The sequence below is a fragment of the Helicobacter cinaedi PAGU611 genome, assembly GCF_000284635.1.
Lineage (GTDB): Bacteria > Campylobacterota > Campylobacteria > Campylobacterales > Helicobacteraceae > Helicobacter_C > Helicobacter_C cinaedi.
Window position 1 is genome coordinate 1,158,778 of sequence record NC_017761.1, and the last position, 21,710, is coordinate 1,180,487.

The following is a 21,710-nucleotide window of genomic DNA, read 5'->3' on the forward strand; positions in this document are numbered from 1 at the left end:
CCTATTATTATGCAATCTATCGTTATAAATCTTTATCATTTCGCCATATCTCTATATGTGAGAATTTACAATGTGCGTAAGTTCATTTATGCACAAAATGTCGTGCTATGGCGACAAAAATGCCTTAATACTCAACGACACACCCTACACTTATGCGGAGCTTTGCAAGAAAATGTCAGCCTTTAGTCTTTCTCAAACTATGCTTACAATCCCAAATAATGCAGTGATAGCACTTAGGGGGGATTATAGCCTTTCTTATATCATAGCATTTTTGGCTTTATGCAAAAAGCAGTGTATTATAGCCCCCTTACTTCCACGAAATATTGACATTTCGCTACAAGATTTTGGGGTAGAGTTTGTATTAGATACACAAGAAAACAAGCTAGATTCTATTAGTCCAAAATCACATAGTTTGCTTGATAGTTTAAAAAAGCAAAATAATGGCGGATTAATCCTTTTTTCAAGCGGTAGCACAGGCAAACCCAAAGCCATAGTGCATAATCTAAATACACTTTTAGAATCTTATTGTAATAAAAGGCAAAATCCATTGCGTATAATGAGTGTATATTTGCCAGACCATATCGCAGGGATTGATGTAATGCTAAATACCTTTGGGGGTGGTGGAAGCCTTATTATCCCAAAAGAGCGAAGTCCGCAGTGGATTCTAGAATCTTTACAAAAACATAAAGTAGAGATTTTACCTACTTCGCCGACATTATTGCGACTTTTGCTTGTTGCTGGATTAGGCAATTATGATTTAACTCATTTAAAGCTAGTCATTTATGGAAGCGAAAAAATGTCTTCAAAACTTTTAGAATCTTTGCAACAAGCCCTGCCGCACACAAGATTCAAGCAAAGCTTTGGGACAAGTGAGACAAATGCCATTAAAACCAAACAAACAGATGAGAGCGACTTCGCAGAGTTTTTTAGAATCATAAATGCAGGCTACAAGATAGTGGATAATATACTCTATCTTAAATCCCACACAAACGCACTAGGCTATCTTAATAGTGATAATAGTGTGTTTGATAATGAAGGCTACTTTGCTACTGGAGATTTAGTAGAAGTAAAAACTATTAATGGGGAAGAGTATATAAAGATTATAGGCAGGGCAAAAGAAGTTATCAATGTGGGTGGAGAGAAAGTTATCCCACAAGAAGTTGAGGGAGTGCTATTACAGATTCCATTTATAAGTGATTGTGTTGTATATGGGGAATCTAATGCGATTACAGGGCAAAGTGTAAGTGTAAAGGTGGTGTTAGATTCTAATCATTACATAAAATCTAGCAAAGCAGAATCTGCAAACTTAGATTCTAAAAACACAGACAGCAACACTGCGGAAGTATCTTTGAGTGATTTTAGTGGTTTTCAAAGCAAAGGCGAAGGGAGTTACCTAAGGGGTAATGACCGAGCCTTGAGTGCAGAATCCGCTAAAAGCACCAAAGAGACAACGCAGGTAACGCAGAATCTAGAATTAAAAAAATACATAAGAACTTTCTGCAAAGACAAACTTGCCCCCTTTAAGATTCCAAGTAAAGTCATCGTTGTGGAATCTTTGGAAGTGAGCGAGAGATTGAAAAGGAAAAGAGGGTGAGAATGCACAACACGATAAAGTATAATATAGACGGTTTTTACACTATCAATGAACTCCTAGACTTAGGCATAAAGATTCCAAAAAATCCAAAAAATATTTTTATCTCAAAAAAAGCAAGTCTCTATAACGCAGAACGCATAAGTGTGGGGAATTATGTCCGCATTGATGACTTTGCGATTTTAAGCGGAAATATACAAATAGGTAGCTTTATCCATATAGGAGCGTGGGCTAGCCTCTCTGGTGGGGAAGCTGGCATTGTGCTGGAAGATTTTTGCGGTCTTTCGCAACGCGTAAGCCTTTTTAGCTCAAGTGATGATTATAGTGGGAAAAGCCTAACCAATCCTATGATACCCTCAAATTTTAAAAGCGTTAGCACCTCTAAGATTGTCCTACAAAAGCATTGTATCGTGGGAGCTGGAAGCGTGATTCTACCCTCAAGCAAAGGCTTAAGTGAGGGAGTGAGTGTGGGGGCTTTAAGCCTTGTTGTTCGCCCTACAAAACCTTTTGGAATCTACTTTGGCAACCCTGCAAAAAGAATCTTGGAGAGAAGCAAAAATATCCTCACACTTGAAAAAGAATTTTTAAAATCTTTAAAGAGTGAATTTTTAACGGGGGGGGCAGTAACACTTCCTTTTATAAACCCTCTTATCTCTTTTGCAAGACTAAGCACCCATTTACAAAGCCCTTATGTGCTTAAGGGGGCGGCGTGAAAGCGACTTTTCATAACACAAGCATAAAAGGCATTTACACCATTGTGCCACCAAAGGTTATAGACATAGATTCCGAGCTTGACACCATTTACAAAGGTGATAAAAAGGGCTTAGAGCGGATTAAAAAAGTCATAGGCTTACAAACTCGCCATATCGCTGAAAAGCACATTACCGCAAGTGATTTAGGACTGCAAGCGGCTACAAGACTTTTAGAATCTCTTAATGTGGAAAGAGAGAGCATTGATGCGCTTATTTTTGTAACGCAAAGCCCTGATTACTTTTGCCCAGCAAGTGCGTGCTATTTGCAAGGCAAACTCGGCTTAAGTCAATCCTGCCTTAGCTTTGATATAAATCAAGCCTGTGCGGGCTATCTCTATGGACTATATGTAGCTCATAGTCTGTGCGATAGCGGTGGGGCAAATCGTGTGCTACTTATCGTTGGCGATACTTTAAGCAAGTTTGTTAATCCACTAGATTCTAATCTAGCACCGATGATGGGGGATGGGGTTAGTGCGACATTGCTAGAACGCAATTTAGCTAGGCATTCAGCTTGTGGCGACTTTTTGGGGAATGCGGCGGACGCTTCATTGCGGCGTATGTCTAATTTGCAAGTGTGGATTTCGCCTACGGCTACATCGCCTCATTCGCTTACCTTGCATAACCCCAAAAATTCACTCACAATCTTAGAATGCCAAGACTCTAGCGATACAGAATCTCAAGCAGATTCTACACACCAAGATCCCAGCAATTCTAAGATTTTTGATGAGAAATGTGGGTTGCAAGGAAAATCGCAAGGGAGTTACCTAAGCGGAGACCTGTGCGATTTTTCGCAGCTCCCGCATTTATCGCAAAACGAAGTTTCTTTAGAAAAAGCTGAATTGCAAAAAGAGCATTATTTTGAATTGGGCAGCGATGGTTCTAAGTTCCACCAACTCATAATCCCACAAGGTGCGTGTAGAATCCCAACAAAAGAGATTATTACAGATTCTAAAGTATGGGAAACAAGCGAGAGCCGAAGTCTTAAAGACTTATATATGGACGGGGCAGAGATTTTTAGCTTTGCGGTTTCTACCTATCCAAAGACATTTCAGGGCATTATAGATTACGCACAATGTGATAAAGACAGAATTGATTACTTCTTTTTCCATCAGGCAAATAAATATATTGTGGATAATATCACGCGAAGTTTAGGGCTGCCAAAAGAGAAAGTCCCAAACACCACGACTAACAAATACGGCAATCTTAGTGGCTGCTCAATCCCAGCGACAATATGCGACACTCTAGCAGAGTTAGCGAGTAATGGGCTAGATTCGCCTTTAAGGGTGCATTTAGCAGGATTTGGTGCGGGACTAGCGTGGGGCAATGCGGTGGTAACGCTAGATAAAGGATTTAAATGCCAAAAGGTAGGGGTTTATGAGTAACTGCATTGTCTTTTGGGGGTATTCAGTATTGAGCGATAAATCGGCGATTTGCAAGTGTGGATTTGTTGCTTTGCAACTGCATCTACATTCGCTAACTTCGGCACTTACACCAAGCAAGCTTCTTGCTTCTGCTTCGCAAAGCCACGATTTACTAAAGAAACCTGTTACGACTTTGCCTTTCACCGCTTCGCTGATTTTTTCATCTCAATCCTTAGAGTGCCAAGATTCCAAAAAAGTGGAATCTAGCAATACGGATTCTAAGTTTTGTCATACCGAGCCTTTAGGCGAAGTATCTAAAATTTTACAATCCAAAAGAGATTTTTCGCCTTTTTCAAAGACTCACACGAGCGAAACTCTTGCCCACACTTACAAATATGACAAGAATCTAGATTCTTACCCAAATGGGCGGGTGCAGGGCATAGGGGTGCAAAAAGCAGAAAAACTAAAATCCACTGCAAATATAGATTCCATATATAACACAAGCCAAATCACACAGAATCTAGATTCTATAAATTTTGCACCCTTACACCCTGCACCCACCCAATTAGCAGGGAATCTAAAATCTAAAAACACACAATCCACACAAAATCTAAAAATGTTACATAATCTTTGCAGTCAAAGATTTACAAAAGCTGACTTTAAAGATTATGCAACTTTGCATAAACACTTAACAACACTGCGGAAGTATCTTGGAGTGATTTTAAGTGTTTTCAAAGCAAAGGCGAAAGGAGTTACCTAAAGGGTAATGACCGAGCCTTGAGTGCAGAATCACTTAAAAGCGTCAAAGAAACAATGCAGAGACACAAATTTCAACATTAAAGGATACACAATGACACAACAAGACTTTTTGGCACACATCGCTGATGCGATACAAAGAGATGAGCCATTAACGCCAGATATGCCCTTAGATTCTATTGAAGAATACGACAGCCTAGCCATTGTCTCACTCATCGCCCTATTTGAAAATCTCTTTGCTATGCAAGTAAGCGGCAATGCTCTGCATAATTGCAAAAGTGTAAGCGACATAATCGCTTTAGCACAAGATAAGTTAGAAGGCTAAATATGTTTCAAAAAGATTGTTTTAGCAATAAACGCTTTTTAATCACAGGGGCTAGTAGCGGCTTAGGTGCGGCGATTGCATTAGAGCTAAACGCACTTGGTGCAGAGGTTATAGCACTAGCAAGGGATAGCAAAAAGCTAGAATCTAAAAGGGAAAAAGCTCTGTATAAAGAGCGGTTTATCCCTATTTCAAAGGATATTAGCGAATATGTATCTTTGGATAAGTGGGCTTTGAATCTCGCTAAAGAATATGGCAGCTTTGATGGCGCGGTGCTATCTGCTGGTCTCCAGCAGACAGCACCGATTTCATCGGTGCTGTCTGTGGAAAACGCCACAGCGATTTTTAATGTCAATTATTTTGGGAATTTACAGATTCTAAAAGGGCTGCTAGATAAAAGGGCAAAAAGTGTAGATAAGGCGTCTTTTGTGTGGATTAGCTCAAATGCAAGTGTGAAAGCACAAAAGGGCTTATCTAACTATTCTGCGACAAAAGCGGGAGTAAATGCGACGGTCAAATCAATCGCGCTAGAAATCGCCCCAAAATACCGCATAAACGCCATTAGTCCGGGCTTTGTCAAAACGGAGATGATAGAATCTTGGAGTAAAATCTATGATAAAGAGTATATTGAAGCAATGGATAAAGCCTATCCGCTAGGCATAGGCAAGGTAGAGTATATTACCCCACTTGTATGCTTTCTCTTGAGTGAATCTAGCTCTTGGATAACAGGGCAGAATATCATCATTGATGGCGGCGGGAGTTTGTGATGAAAAAGTCTATACAAGCAGATACAATAACTACACTTATGCAATCCCAACGCAATGAGGGGCATTACACAGAGGCAGAGCTTAAAAAAATAGGCTTTAAAAGCTTAGGGCGAAATGTCCTTATCTCACGCAAAACAGAGATTTACGCTCCACATAAAATATCTCTAGGCAATCATATTCGTATTGATGATTTTGTGATTCTAAGTGGGGCTATAAGGCTTGGAGATTTTATCCATTTAGGAGCATTTTCAAGTATCACAGGAGGCGATGGGATAGAATCTAGCGTGAGTTTTGGGGATTTTTGCGGTATGAGCAGTTATAGCAAAATTTTTGCTACCACCGATGATTTTGCGGGAGGCTATCTCGTGGGACCTTGTGTGCCGACTATGCTAAGAAATATCAAAGGCTCCCATATTGTTTTAGAGAAGCACTGCCATATAGGAAGTCATTCGCTCGTGTTGCCAAAGAGTTATTTTTCTATCGGTGCGTCTTTGGGACCAATGAGTCTCAATATGGGGCGAAAACTAAAGCCTTGGAGCTACTATTTTGGCAACCCTGCTAAAAAAATTTATACGCTAGATTCACACGCGATTCTTCAAAAAGAATCACAAATATTTCAATCTTAATTTTAAGGAGATTCTATGGTATCAATTCCACAAACAAGTCCATTTGTAGCAATACAAAATACAAAAACTTACCCTGATACACACGCTGTATTAGAAAAGCTCAAAACAAGCACAAAGGAGATTTATATCTTTGGTGGGATTCAGGGCGGCATATCGCTGGGCTCTATGGTCCGGGATTTTTGTGATAGAAATGGTGTAGAGATAAAAGGGCATATTGTCAATAAGGCGTTTAAGAATGGGACGCATTTTAGGGGTAAGGAAGTCTTTACGCTTGAATCTTGGGATAAGTCAAAAGATGTAGCGATTATCATCGGCACAGCTGATGTGAAAGCAAAGACTAAGATTCTAAGAGAATATGGCTTTTATGACTTTTATTTTCTTAATGTCTTTAGAGATGAAGTATATTTACAAGGCTGCACTCAGGGTTTTGAAGAGTATTTTAGCTCTCATTTGCGTGAGTTTGAAACTACCTATCATCTTTTAGCCGATGATGTAAGCCGTGAAGTGATGAAAGGCTACTTACAAGATAGAATCTATAACAATTACGACACACTTGCTTCCACACGAGATTCTAAGGCATTTTTTAGTGATGTGCTAGGACTTGGCAAAAATGAAGTGATGATTGATTGTGGGGCTTATGATGGCGATACTTGCCTTGCTTTTGCAAAGCTTGTGCCAGAGTATTCACATATTTTTGCACTTGAGCCAGACACGAGCATTCTAGCAATTTTAAAGGAAAATACCGCTTCACTGCGATGCAGTATAATACCCAAGGGCGCGTCTCATAAAAAAGAGACTTTGCGATTTAGCACAAAAGATTCCGGCACTTCACACGCTGATTCAAATGGAAGTATCACAATAGAATGCGACAGCATAGACAATCTTTTGCAACTAGAGAGAGAGAGAGAGAGAACAGAGCTACTTTAAGAATCCTATAAGCTTTATCAAAATGGATATTGAAGGCGGGGAGTTAAATGCATTGCAAGGGGCAAAACACACTATTAAAACTTACAAACCAAAACTCGCCATCTGTGCCTATCACAAAAGAGAGGATTTAATCACACTGCCACAATACATTCTCTCACTTTATCCAAACTATAAGATTTTTCTAAGAAATTGCAATCCAGTGGCGGAAGATACCATTCTTTTATGTGTGCCGTAATACCTTAAGATTCTTATGCTATAATCGTCGCCCTAAATTATTCATCAAAGGAACATTATGTCAAAAGTATTAATCATCGCAGAAGCTGGTGTCAATCACAATGGCGATATAGACATCGCCAAAAAGCTTGTTGATGTCGCTGCTGAATCTGGAGCGGATATAGTGAAGTTTCAAACAGCAAAAGCAGAAAATGTCGTTAGTCGCTTCGCCAAAAAAGCAGAATATCAAATAGAAAATACAGGCAATGGTGCAGAATCTCAACTAGAGATGATACAAAAACTTGTGCTTGATGATAGTGCGTGGTCTATTCTCATAGACTACTGCAAACAAAAAAATATCAAATTTCTCTCCACACCATTTGACCTTGAGAGTGTGGATTTGCTCCATAATCTTGGATTAAAGATTTTTAAAATCCCAAGTGGCGAGATTACAAACCTCCCCTACCTACGCAAGATAGGTAAATACAATAAGCAAGTTATACTCTCCACTGGTATGGCAAATCTAGGCGAGATAGAATCTGCTATCGCTGTGCTTGTAGATTCTGGCACGAAGCGGGAGAATATCACGCTTTTACAGTGCAATACAGAATACCCAACGCCCTTTGCTGATGTAAATCTTAAAGCGATGAAAAGCCTTAAAAAAGCCTTCCGTCTGCCTGTTGGCTATTCAGATCATACGCCGGGCATTGCCATTCCTTTGGCGGCTGTGGGTATGGGAGCAAAGGTTATTGAAAAGCATTTCACGCTTGATAAAAATATGGAAGGACCTGATCATAAGGCAAGTTTAGAGCCTTGCGAGTTAAAAGCAATGGTGCAAGGCATACGCGAGATAGAATTAGCCTTAGGCGATGGGATTAAACAAACAAGTGCAAGTGAAGCAAAAAACAAGCCCATTGCTAGAAAATCAATTGTGGCAAATTGTGCGATCAAAAAAGGGGAGATTTTGAGTGAGAGCAATCTCTATACAAAGCGTCCAGCAGGGGGAATTTCCCCTATGGAATGGGATAAAGTCATTGGCACAAAAGCCGTGCGTGATTTTGAACCCGATGAAATGATAGAACTATAAGGAGCGTAAAAATGAATAATAAGAATAATATTTTAACGGGGGGGGGGCATAAGCAAAGCTCCTCTGCATTTTCAGATTCTGCATTTTCAAATCCCCATACGCAATCAAATGAGATAAATATACAATCACTTGAGATTTTAGATTCTATCCCACAATCTCAAGCTACCTACTCCACAAAAGAACATTCCCCAAACGAAGCAAATCCACAACTTAAAGCGAAAAGTACATTTGCAGACCGCCTTATTCCTCAAGGCAACTTAAAGCACGATTGGCTTTTGCTTTTTATTATCTATACGCTTGCCTTTGGGCTTATGCTTTTAAATACAAGGGGCTATTATTGGGACGATTGGGGGTTGATTGGTGATTTTAGCTTTGATTCTATGAATCAGCAATTTTTACAAAATGGCAATATATGGTATGGCTATTTTGAGTGGATTTTTATCTCACTTCAGCCCTATGGAATCCCGCTTTTTAGATTTTTTACATTTTTTAGCTTTTTTATATGTGGCTTATGCGTCTATCATATCGCTAAATCACTGCAGATTCTAAAAACCTATGAACTCTTTTTTATTGTGGTATTTTTTCTTCTACTTCCTTTTAATATCATCTCACGCAATGCCCTAATCAACGCTCCATACACATTATGCTATCTACTTTTTTTCCTAGCATTTTTCCTTGTGAGCGTGAAATCAACACAGCATATTTTAATTAGAATCTTAACACTCGCTCTGTTTTTCATCTCCTTTACGATGAATTCTTTGCTTATCTTTTATATCTTGCCCCTTGTATATCTGCTCTACACGCACAAAGCCTATACATCTTTCAAAGCCTTGTGGCTATGGGCTTTAAAGCATTTTGACTTTATATTCTTGCCTGTTGTATTTTATGCGATAAAGATTCTCTTTTTCAAGCCATATGGCTTGTATGAAGGCTATAATGCAGTAAGTGCAGGTGGATTTTTTAAAGCCTTTATTAAAACGCCTATTTTCTCCATCTCGCATCTTTTGCATACGAGCTTCTTTCTCCTTGGGAGTCTATGCGTGTTGGCAATCATTATTGGATTCTGCATTTTTATCTACCGTTTAAGATATAGGCTTTTAGCAAAACGCGACATATTCGGCATTGGGCTTGGCTTTATTATTATGTGGGCGGGTATGTTTAGCTATGTGGTTGTATTTAAATATGTAGCCTTTGATACGGTAGCAGATAGATTTGGTATTTTAGAATCTTTGGGGGCTGGGATTATTCTTGTATTTTTCGTAAATCTGCTTACAAAAAATACAAATTATAAAATGTGGATTCTAAGTATCCTTACCCTTTGTGCCTTGCATTACAATATCATTTCACAGCAAAGAGTATTTTTAGCCTATGTCAAGCAAGTGGGTGTATTTGAGCATCTTATGCAAGATTCAAAGTTTCTTAATCACGATACATTTGTTATCTATGATACAAACCGGGGTATTTATGATAATGCCTTTTATCAACTTAATGGAATCTATGCAAAGCTCTCCCATAAGAGTGATAAATTTATAAGCGGGGATTATGGGGATATACAAGAAATGGTAGAGTATTGCAAAGCCGCACCAACTTATAACTGCTGGGAATATAAGGGTGATATAAATGCCTATGACAAGATTTTCATCACAGAAAATAGAAATGAGTTTAAGCATATATATAACTTCCTAGTCGATTTGCGTTTATATGTGCTTGATATTTTTAGCCAAGATTCATTTAAGCATAAGGCAAAAAATCGCTATGAAGTAGTAGTCCTCCCGCCAGAGTCTTAAGCTTTTTACTGATATAATCACGCATACCACACACAAGGACTTCTATGCGTAAAACTCGGCGTAAAATCTGTATCATCACCGGCACTCGTGCAGAATGGGGCTTACTCGCTCCATTGGCACATAAGATTCATAATGACCAAAATCTAGAGCTTCAAATCATCGCCACAGGAATGCACCTTAGCACAGAGTTTGGACTGACTTATCGTGATATTACCTTGCCTATTAATAAAAAATGTGAGATTCTATTAAGCTCTGATACGCCCATCGGGCTTTGCAAGGCTATGGGACTAGCTCAAATCTCTATATGTGAGGCTTATAACGAGCTAAAGCCTGATATTATTGTCGTGTTAGGGGATAGATATGAGATTTTTGCCTGTGTGGCAAGTGCGATGATATGTCGCATACCTGTGGCACATTTGCACGGCGGGGAAGCCACAGAAGGACTGATTGATGAGGCAATACGCCATAGCATTACAAAGATGAGTCATCTTCACTTTGTCGCCACAGAGCCTTATAAAAAGCGTGTGATTCAGCTAGGCGAAAACCCATCGCGTGTGTTTAATGTCGGCGGATTTGGGATTGACAACATCATATCGCTTGATTTTTTAGATAAGCCAAGTTTAGAATCTAGCCTTAATTTTAAGCTAAGAGATAAAAATTTCCTTATCACATTCCACCCCGTAACGCTTGAAAACGCCACCGCACAAGAGCAGTTTAAAGCATTGCTTGATGCCCTAAAATCGCTATCAACCAGCTATGACATAGGCTATATTTTCACAAAGGCAAATGCCGATACCGATGGACGCATTATAAATGAAATGATTGATGAGTTTGTTCGCACACATAGTAATGCTATCGCCTTTACTTCAATGGGGCAGCTGCGGTATCTTAGCACAATGCGATTTGTAAATGCGGTGGTGGGGAATAGCTCAAGTGGGCTAGGCGAAGCCCCAAGCTTTAAAGTCGCTACAATCAATATCGGCGATAGGCAAAAGGGGCGGATTAAGGCAGATTCTGTGATTGATTGTAAGCCAAGCTATGAAGAGATTTTACAAAGCTGTGAATATGCGATGAGTGGGGAGTTTCAAGCTATTTTACAAAATGTGAAAAATCCCTATGGGGAGGGTGGGGCTAGTCAAAAAACACTTGAAATCTTAAAAAGCTACCCACTTGAAGGGGTTTTGAAAAAGGCATTTTATGATGTGGATTTTTAGAATCTTAAACTCCCAAATTCACGCAAAATAAACTCGCACAAAATCAGCAAAGTAAAATAAGTAAATAAAACTATGCTACAATACTAAAATCTTACACAAAGGCAGTTATTTGAAAATCTTTTTTATAGGTTGCGTTGAGTTTTCATACATATCACTTCACACACTCATCACAAGATTCCACATTCACAACAAGCTTGAAATTGTAGGTGTGGCGACAAAGGAGCATTCCGCATTCAATGCTGATTTTTGTAATCTCGCTCCATTATGTGAAGAATCTCACATTCCTTTCATATACACAAAAGATATTAACTCCCCTGCCACGCTTGATTTTATTCATTCTTGTAAGCCTGATGTGATTTATTGCTTTGGCTGGAGTTCACTTATCAAAAAAGAGCTTTTAGATTCTTATCCTATTATTGGCTATCACCCTGCTGCATTGCCGCATAATCGCGGACGCCACCCTATCATTTGGGCTTTAGTGCTTGGGTTAAAGCAGAGTGCTAGCACATTTTTCCTTATGGAAGAAGGGGCAGATAGTGGGGCTATCATCTCACAAGTGCCTTTTAATATTAATTTTGAAGATAATGCTAAAAGCCTGTGTGAAAAGGTAGAATCTATCGCGCAAAAGCAGATTTGCGATTTTACTGCGGCTCTTCTCTCCGCTGTGGAAAATCCAAAAAATATAGCGAAATTTGGGGAAATCACGCCAAAAAATAATTCGCTAGAAAAGAATCAGCCTGAATCTACAAGCCAAGATTCTCTAAATTTAGCTGGGGGGGGGGCGATACACAATTCTATCTATGCTCAAGCCCTTTTTGCTATGGCTACACCGCAAAATCACTCCATTGCCAATCTTTGGCGGAAACGAGGTGTGCGTGATGGTGTGATTGATTTTAGAATGAGTGCGGTTGGGATTTATAACCTTATCCGTGCGTTAAGTCAGCCTTATGTTGGAGCGGAAGTAGTTTATAATGGCAAACATTATAAGGTATGGGAAGCAAAGATTGTTAAGGTGGATTTGCCTAATATAGAATCTGGCAAGGTTTTGAGAGTGGATTCACAAGGGGTGCTTATCAAAGCCTATGATGATGCGATTTTACTCACACAATGTGAGTTTGATACCTTGCCAAAGGAGGGCGACTACTTCTAACTCTTTAACTCCCATTACTTTTTGCTCCTATTTTTTAGCTTTACATTAGTTTATAAGGGAGCAAAAAATGCAAACACAAATCCAATCATTAATCTATAAAACTCTCCAATCTCTAGCAGATGAGCTAGAGAATGAGAATCTAAAAAATCCAACACTTGAAACAAAAATCTATGGGATTGAGGGCAATTTAGATTCTCTAGCCCTTGTAAGCTTTATTGCCGACTTAGAGGAAATGTTAGCAGATGAACTCAATCTTAATCTTATCCTAGCTGATGAAAAGACAATGAGCGGAAGAAACTCGCCTTTTAAAGATGTCGCTACCCTAAGTGCCTATATCCTAGAAAAAAGTCAAAGCAATGCCTAGAGTCATACTTATCACAGGGACACGCAAGGGCATAGGCAGGGATTTAAGCGAGTATTACTTAAATAAAGGCGATATTGTGTGTGGCTGTTCGCGGACACAAAGCAATTTAGAGCATAAAAATTACAGACATTTCACCCTTGATGTGAGCGATGAAAATGCGGTTGTAAATATGGTAAGGGCTGTGAAAAAGGAATTTGGCACAATTGATGTATTGCTAAATAATGCCGGAATTGCTTCTATGAATCATATCCTTACTACACCACTAAAAACTATGCAAAATATCTTTAACACAAATGTGTTTGGTAGCTTTCTTTTCTTACGAGAAGTCTCAAAGGTTATGGTGCAAAATTATAAAAAGCGTATAAAGGATTTAGAATCTAAGGGGCTAGATTCTAAAAATAATGCGAAAAATGCCATTGCGGAAGCGGTTTGTGATGATTTTAAAGAATCTGCAATCTTAGATTCTAACAATAAGGATTCTACTGCGGAAGGATTTTTGAGTGATTTTAGTGGTTTTACTAAAGAAAGCATAGCTTTTGGAGCGAAAGGTGAAGGGAGTTTATTAAACATAAATGACCGAGCCTTGAGCGAACAATCCGCTAAAAGCACCAAAAAGCCGACGCAAACAACGCAAATGCCCTATCGTATCGTAAATTTCGCCACAGTCGCCACCCCCTTACGCCTAGAGGGAGAAGCCGCCTATGCCGCTTCAAAAGCCGCACTAGTCAATCTCACACAAGTGTGTGCTAAGGAACTAAGCGAGTTTGGCATTACCATAAATGCCGTTGGTCCCACACCTGTGCCAACGGATTTAATCAAAAATGTCCCTAAAGCAAAGATGGACGCCCTTTTAAATCAACAAGCCATCAAACGATTTGGTGAGTTTAGAGATGTGCTAAATGCCATTGAGTTTTTCTTAGATGAAAAAAGTGATTTTATCACCGCACAAGTCATTTATCTTGGAGGCGTAAATGCGTAGTGATTCTTATAATTTCACGCACCCATTCTTACGCAAGATTGAGAGTTTTAAGCAAGATTCTATATGTCTTATTGCACAAGATCAAAGCCACACTTATGGGGAGCTTTTAGATTCTACACGCAATGCCCTAAATTTACTCAATAGCATAAAGGCAAATAGTGTCATTGGCATTATCGGTGATTATGATTTAAAGACTTTAGCCTTTTTCCTAGCGTGTGTAGAAAAGGGCTTTATTGTTACGCCTCTATCTGCTTCACTTATCCCAAAAGATTCCATATTCTCTCCTATGCTTCAATCTTATATCAAAGAGGGGCAAATAGACTATCTTTTCTATAATAACACCTTGCATTCTACGCGTAGCATAGACAAAAAACACAGCATTATCGCTTCCTTGCAGGCAAATCACACAAGCGGATTAATCCTTTTTTCAAGCGGTAGCACAGGCAAACCCAAAGCCATAGTGCATAATCTAAACACCTTGCTTCAAGGTTTTTTAGAGAAAAAGCCAAAGCGTATAAATATCTTATTATTCCTTATGTTTGATCATATAGGTGGGCTAAATACGCTTTTTAATGTGCTAAGTCTTGGGGCGTGTGGCATTACTCTAAAAAATCGCAAAGATATGCAAGAGATTGCAAAAAGTATTCAAGATTACAAAATCGCCCTTTTACCCGCTAGTCCTAGTTTGCTTCATCTCTTTTTGCTTTCAAACCCAACGCAGCTTTATGATTTAAGCTCACTAAGGCTTATTACCTATGGCACAGAAAAAATGTCAGATTCTCTTTTAGCAAAGCTTAAAAACGCTTTTCCAAAAGTGCGATTTCATCAAACATTTGGAGCAAGTGAGATAGGTATCACGCAGACTACAACAAAGGATAATTTTATCCACCTTGATAATATGGAATATAAGATTGTAAATAATGAGCTTTTTATCAAATCCCACACAAACGCACTAGGCTATCTTAATAGTGATAATAGTGTGTTTGATAATGAAGGCTACTTTGCTACTGGAGATTTAGTAGAAGTAAAAACTATTAATGGGGAAGAGTATATAAAGATTATAGGCAGGGCAAAAGAAGTTATCAATGTGGGTGGAGAGAAAGTTATCCCACAAGAAGTTGAGGGAGTGCTATTACAGATTCCATTTATAAGTGATTGTGTTGTATATGGGGAATCTAATGCGATTACAGGGCAAAGTGTAAGTGTAAAGGTGGTGTTAGATTCTAATCATTACATAAAATCTAGCAAAGTCAGAATCTGCAAACTTAGATTCTAAAACACAGACAGCAACACTGCGGAAGTATCTTTGAGTGATTTTTAGTGGTTTTCAAAGCAAAGGCGAAGGGAGTTACCTAAGGGGTAATGACCGAGCCTTGAGTGCAGAATCCGCTAAAAGCACCAAAGAGACAACGCAGGTAACGCAGAATCTAGAATTAAAAAAATACATAAGAACTTTCTGCAAAGACAAACTTGCCCCCTTTAAGATTCCAAGTAAAGTCATCGTTGTGGAATCTTTGGAAGTGAGCGAGAGATTCAAGAAATTGCGACTTACTAATGGGGGGGGGGTAACACTCTATGAGTCCTATTATTATGCAATCTATCGTTATAAATCTTTATCATTTCGCCATATCTCTATATGTGAGAATTTACAATGTGCGTAAGTTCATTTATGCACAAAATGTCGTGCTATGGCGACAAAAATGCCTTAATACTCAACGACACACCCTACACTTATGCGGAGCTTTGCAAGAAAATGTCAGCCTTTAGTCTTTCTCAAACTATGCTTACAATCCCAAATAATGCAGTGATAGCACTTAGGGGGGATTATAGCCTTTCTTATATCATAGCATTTTTGGCTTTATGCAAAAAGCAGTGTATTATAGCCCCCTTACTTCCACGAAATATTGACATTTCGCTACAAGATTTTGGGGTAGAGTTTGTATTAGATACACAAGAAAACAAGCTAGATTCTATTAGTCCAAAATCACATAGTTTGCTTGATAGTTTAAAAAAGCAAAATAATGGCGGATTAATCCTTTTTTCAAGCGGTAGCACAGGCAAACCCAAAGCCATAGTGCATAATCTAAATACACTTTTAGAATCTTATTGTAATAAAAGGCAAAATCCATTGCGTATAATGAGTGTATATTTGCCAGACCATATCGCAGGGATTGATGTAATGCTAAATACCTTTGGGGGTGGTGGAAGCCTTATTATCCCAAAAGAGCGAAGTCCGCAGTGGATTCTAGAATCTTTACAAAAACATAAAGTAGAGATTTTACCTACTTCGCCGACATTATTGCGACTTTTGCTTGTTGCTGGATTAGGCAATTATGATTTAACTCATTTAAAGCTAGTCATTTATGGAAGCGAAAAAATGTCTTCAAAACTTTTAGAATCTTTGCAACAAGCCCTGCCGCACACAAGATTCAAGCAAAGCTTTGGGACAAGTGAGACAAATGCCATTAAAACCAAACAAACAGATGAGAGCGACTTCGCAGAGTTTTTTAGAATCATAAATGCAGGCTACAAGATAGTGGATAATATACTCTATCTTAAATCCCACACAAACGCACTAGGCTATCTTAATAGTGATAATAGTGTGTTTGATAATGAAGGCTACTTTGCTACTGGAGATTTAGTAGAAGTAAAAACTATTAATGGGGAAGAGTATATAAAGATTATAGGCAGGGCAAAAGAAGTTATCAATGTGGGTGGAGAGAAAGTTATCCCACAAGAAGTTGAGGGAGTGCTATTACAGATTCCATTTATAAGTGATTGTGTTGTATATGGGGAATCTAATGCGATTACAGGGCAAAGTGTAAGTGTAAAGGTGGTGTTAGATTCTAATCATTACATAAAATCTAGCAAAGCAGAATCTGCAAACTTAGATTCTAAAAACACAGACAGCAACACTGCGGAAGTATCTTTGAGTGATTTTAGTGGTTTTCAAAGCAAAGGCGAAGGGAGTTACCTAAGGGGTAATGACCGAGCCTTGAGTGCAGAATCCGCTAAAAGCACCAAAGAGACAACGCAGGTAACGCAGAATCTAGAATTAAAAAAATACATAAGAACTTTCTGCAAAGACAAACTTGCCCCCTTTAAGATTCCAAGTAAAGTCATCGTTGTGGAATCTTTGGAAGTGAGCGAGAGATTGAAAAGGAAAAGAGGGTGAGAGAGAATATTATTATTTTAGAAAATAGCAAAGATAAATTAAATTATCAGGCAGAGATTCAAAACTTGTTTCACAAAATCTTTCGTAAGCCTATGCCGTATTATGAAAGATTTTTTACCGCCACACCATTTGGCAATAAAATGATTTGCTACACTCGCGATAACGCGATTAAGGGTATGGGGAATATCACAAGAATCCAAGCCAAGCTTGATGAGCAAAGCTACAATTATTATCTCTTTACAACCTCAATGATTGATGAAAGTGTGCGGAAAAATGGAGCGTATTTTGCCATTCTCAACACCATAAAAAAAGTAGCTATGGAAGATAAAGTTGATTTTATCCTTGCTTTTCCAAATGCTAATGCCTATCCTATCTTGTCAAAACTCGGTAGATTTGAGCTTATAGGCAAATATGCTTTTTCAACCCTACCCTTACATCAGGTTCTGTCTCTGCCTTGGCAACAACTTCGCTTTACGCAAGAAATGTTGCAGTGGAGATTGTCATTTCATCAATACTATAAGTATATTGATACAGACTGCCAAATCATTTACAAGCTCTATAATGATGTGATTGATGTGTTACACATCTTTGATAATCAAGTGCAAATCCCTATACCAACGCAAAATTTTAATCATAAGGAAGTGCTAATGCCACTAAAATTTGAGAGCAAGATTCATAAAAATACTCAACCCATTTGTATGACTTTTTTTCCTATACTGAAAGATAAAACCTCTTTAGATTTTTCACCTATTTTATCGGATGTGTTTTGATGAAAAAAATTCTAGCCTTTAGCTCTATTCGTTCAGAATATGACCTCTTAAGTCCATTGTATAAACTGCTTACACAAGATTCACAAATAGATTTTCGCCTTTTAGTGAGTGGAGCACACCTTTCGCCTATTTATGGATATTCTGTGAAAGAAATTGAAAAAGATAATATCCCTATCCTTGCAAAAATAGAAACACTTCTTGCAAGTGATTCTAAAATATCAAGGATTAAAAGTGCTAGTCTTTTATTGCAAAATTCACTAGAGATTATTGCAGATTTTGCCCCAGATGTCTTATGCTATGCGGGAGATAGGGAAGATGTGGTGATTTACAGTATGATAAGTGGTTATCTTGGTATTCCTTCAATTCACTTTTTTGGTGGAGACCACGTCCGTGATGGCTATATTGATAACCCGATACGACACGCCACATCAAAGCTATCAAGCCTACATTTTGTATCGTGTGAAGCACACTTGAAACGACTTGTAGCAATGGGGGAAGCAAGGGAGAGAATCTATAATATTGGAAGCATTGCCCTAGATAAATTTGTGGATTTTAACCCTATGCCCTTGAAACAGATTTTTTCAAAATTCAATAGAAAGCAACTTGAAAGATTCGCTATTCTTATTTTTCACCCTGTTACACAAGAAGCAGATATTGTTGATGTGATTTTTACAAATATTTTAGAATCCTTACAAGAGGCAAATATAGGAGCTTTTGTAAGCTATCCAAATGTTGATTATGGCAATCAAAAGCTTATTGCTACAATAGAGCGTTTCAAGACACATCAAAATTTTATTTTTTACGCAAACATAGATAGAGATTTATTTTTATCTATTTATAAACAAGCGGAGTTTATAATAGGAAACAGCAGTTCTGGGATAGGCGAGGCAGCTTCTATCCCAATACCTGCGATTAATGTCGGTATGCGACAAACCGGTCGTATGGCAGATAAAAATGTCATTTTCTGCTCATCAAACAAACAGGATATTAAAGATTCTATTACCAAAGCAACAAGCATAGCATTTAGAGAATCTATCCAAAACATACAAAATAGCTATGGTGATGGCAGAAGTGCAAAAAGGGCGTATGAGCTTATAAAAACTTTGGACTTTTCTCAATTTTTAGGTAAAAAAGAAGATCCTCTTGATCAAACCTTGGGATAAAATAAAGGATACAAATGAATAAAGACATTCTAGTCATCGCCACACACCCTGATGATGAGACGCTAGGGGCTGGTGGGACGCTTCTTAAGCACAAAGCTAATGGCGATAGAATCCACTGCATTTTTTGCACAGATATTTTTGAAGAAGAGGGCTTTAGTCAAAAAGTAATCCAAAAAAGAGAGCAAGAAATCGCTGCTGTATGCCAAGCCTATGGATTTTCAAGTGTGCATAGACTAGGGCTTAAAACAATGAAAGTTGATGAATATCCAAAAAGCAAGATTATCAACGCATTTTCTAGCATTTTTAAGCAAATAGAGCCTAATGTCATTTACCTGCCCTTTGCCTATGATGTGCATAGTGATCATCGCGTGATTTTTGAATCCGCCTTTGCCTGCACGAAGTCTTTCCGCTACCCAAGCATTGAACGAGTGCTAATGATGGAGACTTTGAGTGAGAGTGAGTTTGCCCCGAGCTTTGCCTCACAGAGCTTTATCCCAAATGTGTTTGTAGATATTAGCGAGTTTTTTGCTAAAAAATGCGAGATTATGGCAATTTATGAAAGTGAAGTGGGAATCCTGCCCTTCCCCCGTTCAATCCCAAACCTAAAAGCCCTAGCACTCTATCGTGGCTGCACCCGCGGAGCGGACGCAATTTCTACGGATAAAAACGACTTAATTTTAGCCGGGGGGGGGGCGATAGATGAAATCCCCCTTTACGCAGAATCCTTTATGCTCCTTAAAGAAAAGCTCTAATTTTAAATCCCTTAAGTCCATAGCTCTAGTAACCGGCACTCGTGCAGAATGGGGCTTACTCTACCCTCTTGCTAAAGCCCTAAAAAATACTCCATTTTTTAAGCTATCCCTTATCGTTACGGGTGCTCATCTTAGCAAAACGCTGGGCAATACCTATAAGGAAATACAATCCGATGGCTTTAAGATTGACACTAAAATCCCCATTTTACAAGATTCTAGCTCCACCCAACTTGACATAGCTAAATCACTATCCACCACGATTGCAGCATTTAGTCAGCATTTTTCCACCTCCCCTTATGATATGGTGATTATTTTAGGCGATAGATATGAAGCCTTTGGAACAAGTATCGCCTGTGCTAATCTCAATATCCCCATAGCTCATATTAGCGGTGGTGAGACTACACAAGGGGCGAATGATGAGTATATGCGACATTGTATCACTAAAATGAGCTATTTACATTTTGCTAGCACAGAGATATATAGGAGACGCGTTATTCAGCTAGGCGAAAACCCATCGCGTGTGTTTAATGTCGGATCATTAGCCGTTGAAAATATCCATAACACACCATTGCTTACTCAAGCAGAGCTAGAATCTACACTTCAAACCCCTGCGGATTTTCTCCATTCTTTTTGTGTGCTGACTTTTCATTCCACGACTTTAGAATCTACAAATCCAACGCAAGAAATTACACTTATTCTAAACGCCCTTTTACAAAGCCCATATAAGATTCTAGCCACAAAGGCAAATGCCGATAGTGGCGGAACTCTCATCAATGAAGTGCTAGAATCTTATGCGAAAAAATATCCGCAAAACATTGTGCTTTGTGCGAGTTTAGGCAGAATGCTGTATCTCTCAAGCCTAAAGCTAGCAAACTTTGTCATAGGCAATAGCTCAAGTGGTTTAGGCGAAGCCCCCATTTTGCGAACGCCTACAATCAATATAGGCGATAGGCAGAAGGGACGATTAATGCCAGAATCTGTCCTTGCCATTACGCCAAATCCAAATGATGAAAAAGCGTATATCCAAGCGATTTTAGATTCTATACAAACCATTACAAACAAAGATTTTATGGATAAAGCCATCACTCACCCCTTTGGCAATGGCACAACTTCACAGCAAATGATACAAATCTTGCATAACACACTTTATAACGACACAATCAATCTTAAAAAAGCCTTTTATGATATAGAGCCTTGAATCTTAGCCATTTTTACATTACCAAAGAGTGAAGCAAAGGTGTGCTTATCATTGATTTGCAAATCTCCATATTCATCTTTGCTAAGTAAGCCTTGCTGCTGCATTTTCTGCAAGATTCTACTTAGCGTTTCAAGCTTGATATTGAGTTCGTGTGCGATGACCTGCCTTTGGACCTTATTGAACCGCTCTAGCTCGGTATAGAGCAGATACCCCACACGCGAAGTGCTATCATACACTTCTTTGAAGTTAATAAAATTCTTAAATACAATCACCTTATCCATAAAAGCCGATAAAAAAGCATTGCTTATCTCAATATCCTGCTGAATCAGTAGCTCCAAAGATTCTAATTCAATAAACGCCACTACACTTGGCTCTATGCTCCGCACACTCGCAGCCGCCTCATAAGGCTTAAAAGAACCAAAAGCATTTACCAGTCTTATCCCCTTAGCCCTACTCTCCACATAGCACAAAAATAATTCATTATCATTTTTATCCATTTTGTATAGCTCCAAATGCCCACTTATAAGCATACAAGCCCATTTGAGTAAATCCCCTTCATAATACAAAATCTCATTTTTATCTATCTGCTTTATCTTTGTGATAGATTCTAAAGATTTCAAACTCTTCTCACTTATATGCTCAAAATCCCCTATGTGCCGTAATGATTGCTTTTTCATCTTCTTTTCCTTATTTTTTTCTTATTTGTTATTTATCCGCGTGAGAATAGCAAAAAATAACCATTCTAGAGTAAAATAC

23 protein-coding genes are annotated in these 21,710 nt (G+C 38.6%); 22 read left to right on the forward strand and 1 reads right to left on the reverse strand.

Going from position 1 to position 21,710, the window contains the following annotated elements; translation table 11 throughout:
• Positions 1–172 precede the first annotated feature (172 nt).
• The 22 genes from HCN_RS05780 (at position 173) to neuC (HCN_RS05880) (ending at position 20,954) form a co-directional block, all read left to right on the forward strand.
• Positions 173–1,594: an ANL family adenylate-forming protein gene (locus HCN_RS05780; protein WP_014666844.1), complete on the forward strand. Its 1,422-nt coding sequence runs from the start codon at positions 173–175 to the stop codon at positions 1,592–1,594.
• Between the two features lie 2 nt (positions 1,595–1,596).
• Positions 1,597–2,304, forward strand: a complete 708-nt coding sequence (locus tag HCN_RS05785; RefSeq protein ID WP_014666845.1) for an acyltransferase — start codon at positions 1,597–1,599, stop codon at positions 2,302–2,304.
• Complete coding sequence (locus HCN_RS05790) at positions 2,301–3,725, forward strand: 3-oxoacyl-ACP synthase (protein ID WP_002956472.1); 1,425 nt, start codon at positions 2,301–2,303, stop codon at positions 3,723–3,725. The genes HCN_RS05785 and HCN_RS05790 overlap by 4 nt, the downstream gene beginning before the upstream one ends.
• On the forward strand, positions 3,718–4,464 hold the full coding sequence (locus HCN_RS11730) for a hypothetical protein (protein ID WP_014666846.1): 747 nt from the start codon (positions 3,718–3,720) through the stop codon (positions 4,462–4,464). Before HCN_RS05790 ends, HCN_RS11730 begins: the two co-directional genes overlap by 8 nt.
• Before the next feature lie 90 nt (positions 4,465–4,554).
• Positions 4,555–4,785 (forward strand): acyl carrier protein, encoded by a 231-nt coding sequence (locus HCN_RS05800; RefSeq protein WP_002956470.1) that lies wholly within the window; start codon positions 4,555–4,557, stop codon positions 4,783–4,785.
• 2 nt (positions 4,786–4,787) lie between these two features.
• Positions 4,788–5,549 carry an SDR family NAD(P)-dependent oxidoreductase gene (locus HCN_RS05805; protein WP_014667573.1) on the forward strand — a complete coding sequence of 254 codons (762 nt, stop codon included), beginning with the start codon at positions 4,788–4,790 and terminating at the stop codon, positions 5,547–5,549.
• A complete protein-coding gene (locus tag HCN_RS05810) occupies positions 5,549–6,175 on the forward strand; it encodes an acyltransferase (protein WP_014666847.1) in 627 nt (208 codons plus the stop codon). Before HCN_RS05805 ends, HCN_RS05810 begins: the two co-directional genes overlap by 1 nt.
• A 15-nt stretch (positions 6,176–6,190) precedes the next feature.
• On the forward strand, positions 6,191–7,102 hold the full coding sequence (locus HCN_RS10705) for an FkbM family methyltransferase (RefSeq protein ID WP_014666848.1): 912 nt from the start codon (positions 6,191–6,193) through the stop codon (positions 7,100–7,102).
• Positions 7,103–7,124: 22 nt separating this feature from the next.
• Positions 7,125–7,337 (forward strand): FkbM family methyltransferase, encoded by a 213-nt coding sequence (locus HCN_RS10710; RefSeq protein WP_014666849.1) that lies wholly within the window; start codon positions 7,125–7,127, stop codon positions 7,335–7,337.
• A gap of 57 nt (positions 7,338–7,394) precedes the next feature.
• Positions 7,395–8,402 (forward strand): N-acetylneuraminate synthase, encoded by a 1,008-nt coding sequence (gene neuB, locus HCN_RS05820; protein ID WP_014666850.1) that lies wholly within the window; start codon positions 7,395–7,397, stop codon positions 8,400–8,402.
• An 11-nt stretch (positions 8,403–8,413) separates the two neighbouring features.
• Positions 8,414–10,189: a hypothetical protein gene (locus tag HCN_RS05825; protein WP_014666851.1), complete on the forward strand. Its 1,776-nt coding sequence runs from the start codon at positions 8,414–8,416 to the stop codon at positions 10,187–10,189.
• 44 nt (positions 10,190–10,233) lie between these two features.
• Positions 10,234–11,403, forward strand: a complete 1,170-nt coding sequence (gene neuC / locus HCN_RS05830) for a UDP-N-acetylglucosamine 2-epimerase (protein ID WP_014666852.1) — start codon at positions 10,234–10,236, stop codon at positions 11,401–11,403.
• 109 nt (positions 11,404–11,512) lie between these two features.
• Positions 11,513–12,553, forward strand: a complete 1,041-nt coding sequence (locus tag HCN_RS05835) for a formyltransferase family protein (protein ID WP_014666853.1) — start codon at positions 11,513–11,515, stop codon at positions 12,551–12,553.
• Positions 12,554–12,620: 67 nt separating this feature from the next.
• On the forward strand, positions 12,621–12,917 hold the full coding sequence (locus HCN_RS05840; RefSeq protein WP_002956475.1) for a hypothetical protein: 297 nt from the start codon (positions 12,621–12,623) through the stop codon (positions 12,915–12,917).
• Positions 12,910–13,896 (forward strand): SDR family NAD(P)-dependent oxidoreductase, encoded by a 987-nt coding sequence (locus HCN_RS05845; RefSeq protein WP_002956474.1) that lies wholly within the window; start codon positions 12,910–12,912, stop codon positions 13,894–13,896. Before HCN_RS05840 ends, HCN_RS05845 begins: the two co-directional genes overlap by 8 nt.
• Positions 13,889–15,172, forward strand: coding sequence for an ANL family adenylate-forming protein (locus HCN_RS05850; RefSeq protein WP_014666854.1), 1,284 nt, complete (start codon positions 13,889–13,891; stop codon positions 15,170–15,172). Before HCN_RS05845 ends, HCN_RS05850 begins: the two co-directional genes overlap by 8 nt.
• 34 nt (positions 15,173–15,206) lie before the next feature.
• The gene (locus HCN_RS12650) at positions 15,207–15,557 is read left to right on the forward strand and encodes a hypothetical protein (RefSeq protein WP_041309521.1); all 351 of its coding nucleotides are present in this window, start codon (positions 15,207–15,209) and stop codon (positions 15,555–15,557) included.
• 92 nt (positions 15,558–15,649) lie between these two features.
• Entirely contained in the window at positions 15,650–17,071 is a 1,422-nt protein-coding gene (locus tag HCN_RS05860; protein WP_014666844.1) for an ANL family adenylate-forming protein, read from the forward strand.
• On the forward strand, positions 17,068–17,841 hold the full coding sequence (locus tag HCN_RS05865) for a hypothetical protein (RefSeq protein ID WP_014666855.1): 774 nt from the start codon (positions 17,068–17,070) through the stop codon (positions 17,839–17,841). Before HCN_RS05860 ends, HCN_RS05865 begins: the two co-directional genes overlap by 4 nt.
• On the forward strand, positions 17,841–19,004 hold the full coding sequence (gene neuC, locus HCN_RS05870; protein WP_014666856.1) for a UDP-N-acetylglucosamine 2-epimerase: 1,164 nt from the start codon (positions 17,841–17,843) through the stop codon (positions 19,002–19,004). The genes HCN_RS05865 and neuC (HCN_RS05870) overlap by 1 nt, the downstream gene beginning before the upstream one ends.
• Positions 19,005–19,018: 14 nt before the next feature.
• On the forward strand, positions 19,019–19,756 hold the full coding sequence (locus HCN_RS05875; RefSeq protein ID WP_014666857.1) for a PIG-L deacetylase family protein: 738 nt from the start codon (positions 19,019–19,021) through the stop codon (positions 19,754–19,756).
• On the forward strand, positions 19,704–20,954 hold the full coding sequence (gene neuC / locus HCN_RS05880; protein WP_002956450.1) for a UDP-N-acetylglucosamine 2-epimerase: 1,251 nt from the start codon (positions 19,704–19,706) through the stop codon (positions 20,952–20,954). The genes HCN_RS05875 and neuC (HCN_RS05880) overlap by 53 nt, the downstream gene beginning before the upstream one ends.
• Here neuC (HCN_RS05880) and HCN_RS05885 read toward each other — a convergent pair.
• Positions 20,936–21,631, reverse strand: a complete 696-nt coding sequence (locus HCN_RS05885) for a Crp/Fnr family transcriptional regulator (RefSeq protein ID WP_002956449.1) — start codon at positions 21,629–21,631, stop codon at positions 20,936–20,938. The two genes, neuC (HCN_RS05880) and HCN_RS05885, sit on opposite strands and share 19 nt — an antisense overlap.
• Positions 21,632–21,710: the final 79 nt, after the last annotated feature.